Raw genomic sequence first — 10,922 nt, 5'->3', positions numbered from 1 at the left:
TTCAGCGCAGATAGACCAAATCCCGGAGGGATGAAATTATTATAGAAAGATACACACGTCCGCATTTAAAACCCGAAGCCCGCCTGACCGAACGGGCAGGGGTTGACATTATACTATGTCACCCTTTCAGGGTTTGGACAAATGGGCTTAGACGTTCCTATAATAATACTATCTATTCGGGATTGTATATTTTCAGCGAAAGAAAATTTGCATCCGGTTGATATGCAACAAAGGAAATGAACGCTTCGCACCAACAATAACAGAAAGGGCAGCGAATAAATCTGCCCCTGTTTTGTTTTTTGAAAATGATACATTTCGCCCATCATTTTCAATTGTCAATTTTCAACTGTCAATTGAAATAGTCATTTGAAAAATAAAATTTTGAAATCTAAATTCACAAAACTATATTTGTCTATAGTTTTAGTAGACTAATTATTTACCACCAATAACAAGACTTGCAAACGAACTGGCAAGCTTGCATACATTATTTAACTGTTTTGAAATTTTATTGTATGAACACGACAATTAAACAACTGGTGGTTTCTTACTCTTACAACGCATCCAACTTCTATTGTTGTTGTTGATTTCATCTTCACTTCTTTTTCTAACCCATATACAATATTGCTAAGGCGGGCGAAAGCGCGTGTACATAAATGGTGGTAAATTTATTAGCCACGCAGTTCTCGCTTTGTCCTTAGCAACCAAACTAGTTCGGAATGCTCAGTGTCTCTTCGTTTTACATCAGAAGAACATTGATAAACAAGTCACAAAAAGCAATCAACCAAATAACTGTATACAATTAAAAAGACACGCATGGTACTTCAAGACTTTAATATCCTTATAAAGAAAATACTTGTGGGTTTCATATTGGTGCTTGTTCCACTGGCACTCATTTTCGGGGCGCTTTGGCTTACACAAAAAACGCTTACACCCACAAAAAATAGTGAACCTGATTCATCACAAATTCAAACTTCATTAAACAGATAATCATGGCAAAAGCAACTCGTGATAAAATAGGGCGCAGCATCTTCCTCAGTTTGTTTTTGTATGCGCTGCCGATATTACTGATGTTTTTATACTTATCAATTACCGGGCAAAAGCCCTGGCTAAAGAAAGCGAACGCAGCGACAGAACAAACAAAATAATCTAAGGTTTCAGGTATCAGGCTTAAGGTATCAGGTAAAACACCCGGCATCTCAAGCCTCACACCTCATTCCTCACACCTCATTCCTCACTTCAAAAATTTAACTATGGGAAAATTTCTTCAACTTATTCTCGACAGCTTCCACGGCAATGGACTGGTAATTTTCATGATCGCCCTTGGTATTGTAGAATTCTCATTTGGATTGTACAAAGGCAAATGGAGCAAAAATGAACGAACGCTGGATATTATCTGCTTCATCATTCCGCGCCTGGTTGTTAGACCGGCGATCGCTTATTTCGGATTGAAATTACTGCCGGTAGTATTACCAGGCTACAAAGGCTATTTTAGCTGGGTGCCGTTTTTCTGGGGATGCCTGATAATAGCCGTCGCAGATGATCTTACCCAATACTGGTATCATCGCCTGCATCATGAAGTACGCTTTATGTGGCGCTTTCACCGTACGCACCATTCTGCGCCCTATATGGGTATGGCGATGGCAAGCCGTCAAAACCTGATCTATACTTTTTTCTTTTCGCAGATCTACCTGACAACAGCACTGGTCTATTTAGGTCTCGGACCTGCAGCACTTGTTGTAGGAGGTATAAAAGGTACGATCACCACGCTTGCACATTCCAGCATTCCTTGGGATAAACCTTTTTACCAGATCAAATGGCTGAACCCCATAGCCTGGGTATTGGAAAGATTGATCTCAACTCCGGCCACACATCACGCGCATCATGCGGATACACATGGCGATGGCGTCGGCTTTTATAAGGGCAACTTTGGCAACATGTTCTTCCTGTGGGATATCATTTTTGGAACAGCGCATATCTCGAGGAAATACCCGGAAAAATATGGCATCTCACATTATGAATCTGATGAATGGTATGCTCAGTTTCTCTGGCCCATCTTCAAATCAAAAATTCCGGGTAGTGAACTTGCAGCCGATGGACCCGCAGTCAGAGAAGAAGCGGATGCCCCGGCCGGGCACCATCTCCAACCAGTATTGCAATCGCGCGAGACAGGTGCAGAAGTAGCTATTTCGTAAGTCAAAATTTTCATAGGCAGCTTTATTGGTACTTGACGGCTGGAAGAAATTCCGGCCGTTTTTTATTTAATCTGGCCGTACAATCAATGGCAATTTTTCAATTCATTTAAACATTACATTTGCCTACATAAGTGTGCTGGCGTTATGCAGCACTGAAAATCCACCCGACGGGAACAGTTGCAAACCAAAAAACACACTGATGAAAATATCCTTCTTTTCAACACAACCGTACGATAAACATTTCTTTTCTACATACAATGATTCGTTTGGTTTTCAACTGGAGTTTTTCGAAACACAATTGAATGCTCAAACCGTAAGTCTTGTTGAAAATGCAGATGCAGTATGTGTTTTTGTCAACGACAGGGTCGATGCAGCTGTAATTGAACAACTCGCGGCCAGGAACGTGCGGATCATTGCGTTGCGCTGTGCAGGGTTTAACAATGTGGATCTTGAAGCGGCAAGAATAAATAACATTCACGTTTGCCGCGTTCCGGCATATTCACCGGAAGCTGTAGCAGAGCATACTGCTGCAATGGTTCTAACACTCAATCGCAAAACACATAAAGCATATAATCGCGTTCGCGAGCAGAATTTCTCCCTGAACGGCTTACTTGGGTTTGATCTTCACGGTAAAACAGTTGGCGTAATCGGAACAGGGAATATTGGAGCCTCATTTTGCAGGATCATGAAAGGATTCGGCTGCCGGGTTATTGCCTTTGATGTTATCGCCAACAGAGAGGTGGAAGCTTCGGGCGTGGAATATCTGCCGGTTATTGAAGTGCTGCAACAATCCGATATAGTTTCATTGCACTGTCCGTTGAACGATCAGACCAAACACATCATCAACAGCTCCACATTGGCAATGATGAAAAAAGGAGCCATGCTGATCAATACCAGCCGCGGTGGATTAATAGACACGCCTGCTGTTATCGCAGCACTGAAAAAAGGGCAGCTTGGCTATTTGGGTATTGATGTGTATGAACAGGAGGAAAAATTATTCTTCCGCGACCTTTCTGCCGATATTATTGAAGATGACACCATACAGCGGTTAATGAGCTTTCCCAACGTACTGGTTACCGCACACCAGGCCTTTTTTACAAGCGAAGCACTTACCCAGATAGCGCTTGTAACCCTGCAAAATATACAGGAATTGGCCACCAAAAGCAATTTATCCTCGAAGGCAGCGTTATTAGTTTAGCCCATATCTATATATTACAAAATCAACTTGCAGTATTCATGAAAAAATTACTAGCATTCGGCGCATTATTCTTATTTGTTATGGCATGGTTTATTTCCTGTACGAAAGAAAAAAGCTTTGAAACAGGCATTATTCCCGGCCAGGAGTCCATTGGCACACTTAAAGACGACAGCGGCAATTGCATGACGGTTATTCCACATGGTGTGTTCTATGGCGGAGTTACCCCCACCGATTCCAATTATCTAGAAGTAAAAGTAAATGTTACCCAAAAAGGGACCTACGTTATTTATACTAATATGCAGAATGGCCTTTCCTTCAAGGATAGTGGTGTATTTATGAACCTCGGTATGAACACCATTCACTTGAAACCAACCGGTCTTCCTGAAAACGGCTTTGCAGAATTTACATTGAATTACGATACGTCCATTTGTGCGTTTCAATTAGCAATACAAGATAGCACAGGTTCTGGGCAGGGAGGTGGCCAATTTACATTTGGTGATTGTGCTTCCGATTCAGTTTATGGCAGATATGTCGCTGGAAAAGCGCTGGATGCAACTAACAAATTGAGTGTCGTAGTAAATGTTACAACATTAGGAAATTTTAATATCGCAACCAATACAGTCAACGGCATAAGCTTCAGCAAGACCGGTACGTTTACGACAACGGGTCCCCAGACTGTCTATCTTGATGGAATTGGCACACCGACGGACGCCGGTGCCTTTCAATACCAGTTCTCAAATGGATCGGGTGGATGTGGCATTACATTTACCGTTCTTGACGCTGTAAATGGAGATGATTATGCGTGGAGTTTCACAGAAGGCGCCAATAATTATCACGGCTATATTGACACTTCTTTTATAGCAGATTCGCTTACGTACAAGGTGATGTGGATTCTTGGATCAACAGCAGCAACCGGCGATACAACTTTTGCAATAGCTTATTCGTTTGATCATTCCCTGACAAGTCCGCCAACCGGTACATTCAATACCAACGATCAGTCTTCAAGTAATTTTTTTGGATTTATTATTAAAAACCCCCAGACACTCATTTTTGGTGCTGCAAAAGAAGCACCAGCTGTGAATATAGCCATCAACGCAACAAGCTATGACCCATCGTCGAAGCTCTTAACAGGTAGCTTCTCGGGGACGGCAATGACTCTTCTTGGGGGGCCTTTTACAATAACAAACGGGCAATTCAAAACAACAGTCCAATAACTAAGAATATTTTCTTTATTAAAAACTGCTTCTCGATTAACGAAGCAGTTTTTTTATGCAACAAACTTTGGCACAATTTGAAGCGAAGAGATCTTAATGTATGCTAAACCTGCCATGCACAGGATACAAAATTGTAGTCTCATGGTTCTCTTGCCCGTAGGGCATTAAGCTCAATAGAAAATTCCGCACCCATTGTATTCATTGCCCGTAGGGCATTAACCATTCACAAGCAAAAAGCACTCAATGTTGAAAAGGTTTCAATTCGTGACTTTAGGATCTTCGTTATATCATTATCATTCATTGTCGGTCCGACAAACTCCGCGCGAATCTAGCGCCATGGTTCGTGTCTAACGAACCGCCACGTGTAGTGCTGCGTTAGCATGTCGAGCAGCAAAAGCTTTTGTTACGTGTTTAACCCATTTTGAAGTTTTCTTCTGTTAAATGGTACCTGATGTTTCTTTTGAGCTGTTTTACTTCTTATCGCAGTATTAAGGAAGGAGATCTTATTTAAAACAAGTAAGTTAGTATAATTTGAAACATAAGCCAAAGGGCTTTAGCGTCATTGCTTTTTAGTTACGGCAATGGCACTTACAGTTCCGTACTGACTGCAGCAAAGCCGAACCTCAACTCCATTCTTCCAGTACACAGGTAAGCCTCCATCCCGCCCACCAATATAAATATCGGATTGATAAAATGTAATAGCTGTGGCGACGGCAGAAGATCCCCGTTTAGGGAGCGTAATCCTTGCTCCATCTTTCCAGTAAACAGCGTCCCCACGATAACTGCCTACAACATAAATGCTGTTGCCTGCTAACACAATTGCGTTGGCAGCAACAGGATCAACACCCGGATATTTATCCAATGTTACCTTCACTCCATTTTTCCAGTAGACTGCATCCCCCGACTCGGTAGCGCAAACATATACGTCGTTACCGCTCGTTGTTATGGAAGTAGCCCCTATATCAACCAGGGCATCTTTGCCCAGAACGGTTTCAATGCCGTTTTTCCAATAAACCGAATGCCACTCATTACCAGGTCCTGGTTGAAAACCAGCTGCATATACATCGTTGCCATTGACGGCCAATGCATTTACCCTTGCATAACCACCGGTAAAGGGCAAACTGTATTTTACCCGGTTTTTCCAATACACAGGCTTGTCGTTTTCACTGCCACCTACATAGAGGTCGTTGCCGAATAACTCAAGTACTCTTACCTGTCCTGCTGATTCAGGCGAAGAAAGGTTCGTTTTTTTTCCGTTCTTCCAATAGGCCGCCTGAAAACTTGGATACGTGTTAAAATGAGTATAGCTGCCAACATACACGTCGGTGTCTGATACTGCAATGCCGAACGCTCCTCCCATGTTATTTTGTGTAGGTTCCAGATAAGTCGCCTCACCATTCTTCCAATACATAACACCCATAGCCGCAGCTGCCACATACACGTCTACTGAGTCAGCAATTTCTACCGGGTCGGCAATATAGGTGTAAACGGGTCCGATTGCAGTAATTCCTGCTACTGCAACTGTAACGGGTCCTGATGTGCCGTTTGCGGGAGCTATTACAATCAAAGAGTCAGCAGAGGATGAAAACACTACTGCCGGATTGTTGTTGAAGGTGACAATGTTATCTAATGGGTTAACTCCAAAATGAGCGCCTTTAATGACAACCTTTGTGCCTGCCAGGCCACTCGATGGAGCAATTGACGTGATCGAAACCTTCTCCGGGCCACTTGGCTTAAGCTCTTTAGGCTCTTTTGAACACCCTGCATAAAAGGCTGCGACGATCACCAGTATACAAAGGGGGCGTTTCATGCGTTTTTTATTAAGGGTATCTGAAAATGTCAACATACTGCTTATTTTCATGTTTCGGGCTGTAAAAAAGCTTTGGCAAAATGTTCATTACCGTTTTGTTAGCACGCAATGTCAGTTATAGCTAAAGTAATTATTTCACAATTGTTTCCGGCTGAGATTCTTCAGCCTTTTTTGGAGGATGCGGCATTAATCTTTTCTGGAAAAGGAACAACACAATCACACCAACAGATATTGAAGCATCGGCCAGGTTAAATACCGGCTGGAAAAACTCAAACCGTTCGCCACCCCAGAACGGAATCCATGATGGCAGGGTAGTGTCTATCAACGGAAAGTAAAACATATCCACCACTTTTCCGTGAAGGAAACCGGCATAGCCGCCACCCGGAGGGAAAAGCTGCGCAAGATTTTGAGAAAAAGGATCACTTTCATTAAAAATAAGACCGTAGAACATACTGTCTATCAGGTTTCCCAGCGCACCGGCATAGATCAGCGAAGCGCAGATAATGAATCCCCTGGAATGTCCTTTACGGATAAAATTGCGAATGATAAACGTACCGGCTATTACTGCCACCAGCCTGAACATGGTAAGCAGCACTTTTCCAAGTCCGCCGCCGAACTTCCAGCCCCATGCCATGCCCTCATTCTCCACAAAATGCAGCCTGAACCAGTTACCTATCACCTTGTGCTCTTCGCCAAGATAATAATGCGTTTTAATAAACAATTTTATGGCCTGGTCTGCCACCAAAATAGCTGCAATCAACAGAATAACCTGTTTACCCTTCACTGTAAAAAATTTTTGCGGCAAAGATAAGGGGAAAAGATAGTGCTTTGCGAGCTATCAGCTATCAGCTTTTAGCTTTCAGCACTAGAGATTGTTAAAACTAGATCTTTCCAGGATTCTATTCTTCTAAATACACCCGTTTCACACGTTGGCTAATGCCCGTAAGTATCTCGTAAGCAATGGTTTTGCTCCATTGAGATACCTGCTGAATGGGAAGATTGGGGCCGAAAATCTCTACCTCGTCGCCAACTTTTATATCCTCAGCTCCGGTTACATCAATCATTGTCATATCCATACAAACGGTGCCAATAACCGGGTAAAGCCGGCCATTGATCCAGACTTTCCCTGTTCCGTACCCCAGGTTACGGCTGAATCCGTCTGCATAACCAATTCGTATCGTGGCGATAAGAGAATCACGCTCAACTTTGCCTCGCCTGTTATAACCAATGGTATCCCCTGCTTTCACCATTCTTAACTGGGCAATTGTTGTTTTCAACGTGGCAACAGTCTGCAGGGCAAGCTGATGTTCTGCGGCGCTGTCCACACCATACAAACCAATTCCCAGTCTCACCATATCAAATTGCGCTTCATGATGTCGGAATATTGCCGCTGAGTTGGAAATATGCCGTATGAAAGTGTAAGGCAACACCGCGGCAATACGATCACAGCATCTTACAAAAGTGTCAATCTGATGTTTGGTAAACGCATCCTCACCCGGATCTTCACTTGCAGCCAGGTGACTCAGGGCTGATTTTACCACGATTGAATTCTTGTTCTCCTTCAGGATCTCCAATAATTCATCCACATCTTTTTCTTCAAATCCCAACCGGTGCATACCGGTATCCAGCTTAATGTGTACAGGATATGATTGAATGCCCTGGTGCTTTACAAATGCAATAAAGCTTTGTAATATTTCAAAAGAATATAGTTCTGGTTCAAGATTGTATTCCACTACTGCTTCAAATGCCGCCTCATCAACATTCAGTACCATTAAGGGCATACGGATGCCGGATTTACGAAGATCAATCCCTTCATCAGCATAGGCTACAGCCAGGTAATCCACTTTATGAAACTGCAAAACATTGGCTACTTCCGCACTTCCGCTGCCATAACCGTAAGCCTTAACCATCGCCATCAGCTTTACGCCAGGTTTTAATTCCCGCTGGTATTCTTTTAAGTTGTGAGCGATGGCTGTAAGATTAATGCTCATTACTGTTTGATGCACTTTCTTGTCAAACAATTGCACCAGTTTCTCAAACTCAAAAACACGTGCACCTTTCAGTAGAATGGCTTCATTCCGGAAATGATTGGTATTGAACTGATGGACAAACTCTTCGGTCTGATCATATTGTTCCAGCAAAAAATTCTGCTGATCAGGGATAATATGCAGTGCCTTCCATTTGGGACCGATGGTGATCAGTCTCCTGATCTTTTTCGAAACGACCATCGCGATCAATTGCTTGTAATGATCAGCTGTATACCGTTCAGGAAGATCAGAAATAATGATGCAATGCCTGGTATACTGATTTTGCTGCAACAGAAAATCTATCGCTATCTGAAAGGCATTCAGATCAAAACTGTAACTATCATTAATGATGGCGTTGTTGTTGATGGCCGGCAGCAATTGCAGGCGCATATCAACAGCCTGAAGCAATTGCATTCTTTCCGCAATTACGGCTGGCGCAAGGTTTAGCGAGAGGCAAACACAACAACAGGTTATCGCATTTTCAATACTGGCGTCATCCGTAAAAGGAATCAGGACCTCAAAGTCAGCCTTTTTGAAATGCATTTTTATGCTTGTTGACTGTTCATTTTTTTGTATTTCCTGAACATTCAGCTTCGCATTTCCACCTTTACTCCAATCAAACTTTTTCGCCGTTTCAATATGATCAATCGCTATGGCTATATCTTTTTTATCGCGGCAAAAAACAACCTCCCTTGCATCTGTAAAAAGTTTCGCCTTCTCCCGCACCTTTTCCTGTATGTTCATAAACCCTTCGCTATGTGCGTCGCCTATTGTTGTAAAAACCCCTAGATCAGGTTTAATAACATGCTCCAGCTTTTCCATCTCACCACGCAAAGAAATTCCGGCTTCAAAAATGGCCAGCGTGTGCGTTTCATTCATATTCCACACACTTAAGGGAACACCGGTTTGTGAATTATAACTTCTGGGGCTGCGAACAATATTAAAATCGGGTGATAACAATTGATACAGCCATTCTTTGACAATCGTCTTTCCGTTGCTTCCGGTTATCCCAATTACCGGATACTTAAATTTGGACCTGTGCCAGGCAGCAAGCGCCTGCAAGGCATGCAATGTGCTGTCAACAACTATAAAGTTGGCATCAGAAAAAGATGAATGATCGAATTTTCTTTCAACCACAAAATTTCTTACACCACGTTCATACACTTCGGCAATAAATGAATGACCATCCCTTCGGGAAGAATGCAAAGCAAAAAAAAGCGAAGTAGCAGGAAAAATAATTTTACGGCTGTCCGTTAACAGATGCTCAATAACAGCCTGCTCACTGGCTGCATGTAATTCACCGCTGATTGCGGTGGCTAATTCTCTTAAAGTATACAATTCCAACAATTATTTACTCGTATTAATAAACAGTATCATCTACATTCTGCGGCTGTTTTTTATTCATGAAGATGGAATAAAATATGGATCCGCTAATACATACAAGTATCACGCCCAAAGAAATGAACACCTGGAGACTTTTGTCAACATATTGATTGATCCAATGCTCTGCAAGCATTTTTAAACCGATAAATACGAGCACAATGGCGATACCCTGCTGCAGGTAATCAAATTTATCAACCGCACCGCGAAGCAGGAAGAATAATGAGCGCAAGCCAAGTACAGCGAAAATGTTTGAAGTATAAATAACGAGCTTGTCCCTTGAAATACCCATTACAGCCGGAATGGAATCCAGCGCAAAAACAATATCTATCGAAGCCAGCAGAATAATGACAACGAATAAGGTTGTGTAAAACCGTTTACCGTTTTCACGTACCATGTACTTACCGTCTCCATCATGCGGAACCAGCGGCAATACCCTTTTAAGCAGTTTATACACTTTTGTATCATGCGGTTCAAATTCCTCGTCGCTGTTTGATGCAAACATCTTGACGCCGGTATATACCAGGAAAACACCAAACAGGTATAAGATCCATTCGAAACGTTCAACCAGTGCAACGCCGATGGTTATGAAGATCACCCTGAATAAAATTGCCATGAGGATGCCGAGCAAGAGCACACGGGACACATGTTTTTCTTTCACCCCAAAAGAGGTAAAAATGAGAATGAACACAAAAATGTTATCAATACTAAGGCTCCATTCCATCAGGTAAGCACTGATGTACTGCAGGGCTGTGGTTTGCCCTTTATCAAACCATAGAAATACAAAGAAGAGCAATGCAAGTGACACCCAGAACAGGGTTTGCTGCAATGCTGCTCTAATGGTAATCTTTTTATCTTTTTTGCTGATTAAACCAAGGTCAAATATCAAGGCGCCTGTTAACACAATTCCAAAAACGAGGTATCCGATCTGATCTGCTGTCATTAAGGTGTAATTGATGATGTTCAAAGATAAGGCATTCGGGCGGTTAGGTTTCAGGTATCAGCGATCGGGTGTCAGGTTTCAGGCGTGAGGTGTGAGGCGTGAGGTTTAAGGCGTGAGGTTTAAGGTGTCAAGCATCAGGTATCAGGAAAACATTAACA

General features: G+C 42.5%; 9 protein-coding genes. 5 read left to right on the top strand and 4 right to left on the bottom strand.

All coding sequences use genetic code 11. From position 1 onward, the window contains the following. Positions 1 to 813 precede the first annotated feature (813 nt). The 5 genes from QTN47_RS22150 (at position 814) to QTN47_RS22130 (ending at position 4,604) form a co-directional block, all read left to right on the top strand. Positions 814 to 987 (top strand): hypothetical protein, encoded by a 174-nt coding sequence (locus tag QTN47_RS22150; RefSeq protein ID WP_369331620.1) that lies wholly within the window; start codon positions 814 to 816, stop codon positions 985 to 987. Between the two features lie 2 nt (positions 988 to 989). Continuing rightward, the gene (locus QTN47_RS22145; RefSeq protein WP_369331619.1) at positions 990 to 1,145 is read left to right on the top strand and encodes a hypothetical protein; all 156 of its coding nucleotides are present in this window, start codon (positions 990 to 992) and stop codon (positions 1,143 to 1,145) included. Between the two features lie 105 nt (positions 1,146 to 1,250). Beyond that, positions 1,251 to 2,192, top strand: a complete 942-nt coding sequence (locus QTN47_RS22140; protein WP_369331618.1) for a sterol desaturase family protein — start codon at positions 1,251 to 1,253, stop codon at positions 2,190 to 2,192. 199 nt (positions 2,193 to 2,391) lie between these two features. After that, positions 2,392 to 3,390, top strand: coding sequence for a 2-hydroxyacid dehydrogenase (locus tag QTN47_RS22135; protein WP_369331617.1), 999 nt, complete (start codon positions 2,392 to 2,394; stop codon positions 3,388 to 3,390). 38 nt (positions 3,391 to 3,428) lie between these two features. Further along, entirely contained in the window at positions 3,429 to 4,604 is a 1,176-nt protein-coding gene (locus QTN47_RS22130; protein ID WP_369331616.1) for a hypothetical protein, read from the top strand. Between the two features lie 559 nt (positions 4,605 to 5,163). On the opposite strand, the gene QTN47_RS22125 is transcribed toward QTN47_RS22130, so the two are convergent. The 4 genes from QTN47_RS22125 to QTN47_RS22110 all read right to left on the bottom strand — a co-directional run bounded on the left by QTN47_RS22125 (position 5,164) and on the right by QTN47_RS22110 (position 10,764). Then, a complete protein-coding gene (locus tag QTN47_RS22125) occupies positions 5,164 to 6,414 on the bottom strand; it encodes an IPT/TIG domain-containing protein (RefSeq protein WP_369331615.1) in 1,251 nt (416 codons plus the stop codon). A 130-nt stretch (positions 6,415 to 6,544) separates the two neighbouring features. Continuing rightward, positions 6,545 to 7,198 carry a lipoprotein signal peptidase gene (locus tag QTN47_RS22120; protein WP_369331614.1) on the bottom strand — a complete coding sequence of 218 codons (654 nt, stop codon included), beginning with the start codon at positions 7,196 to 7,198 and terminating at the stop codon, positions 6,545 to 6,547. A 115-nt stretch (positions 7,199 to 7,313) separates the two neighbouring features. Continuing rightward, positions 7,314 to 9,779 carry a bifunctional UDP-N-acetylmuramoyl-tripeptide:D-alanyl-D-alanine ligase/alanine racemase gene (locus QTN47_RS22115; protein WP_369331613.1) on the bottom strand — a complete coding sequence of 822 codons (2,466 nt, stop codon included), beginning with the start codon at positions 9,777 to 9,779 and terminating at the stop codon, positions 7,314 to 7,316. Positions 9,780 to 9,801: 22 nt separating this feature from the next. Continuing rightward, entirely contained in the window at positions 9,802 to 10,764 is a 963-nt protein-coding gene (locus tag QTN47_RS22110; protein WP_369331612.1) for a TerC/Alx family metal homeostasis membrane protein, read from the bottom strand. Positions 10,765 to 10,922 lie beyond the last annotated feature (158 nt).

The organism is Danxiaibacter flavus, from assembly GCF_041060425.1.
Classification (GTDB): Bacteria; Bacteroidota; Bacteroidia; order Chitinophagales; family Chitinophagaceae; genus Danxiaibacter; species Danxiaibacter flavus.
The sequence above is the reverse complement of the archived record's forward strand: the minus strand, read 5'-3'. Positions and strand labels throughout refer to the sequence as shown.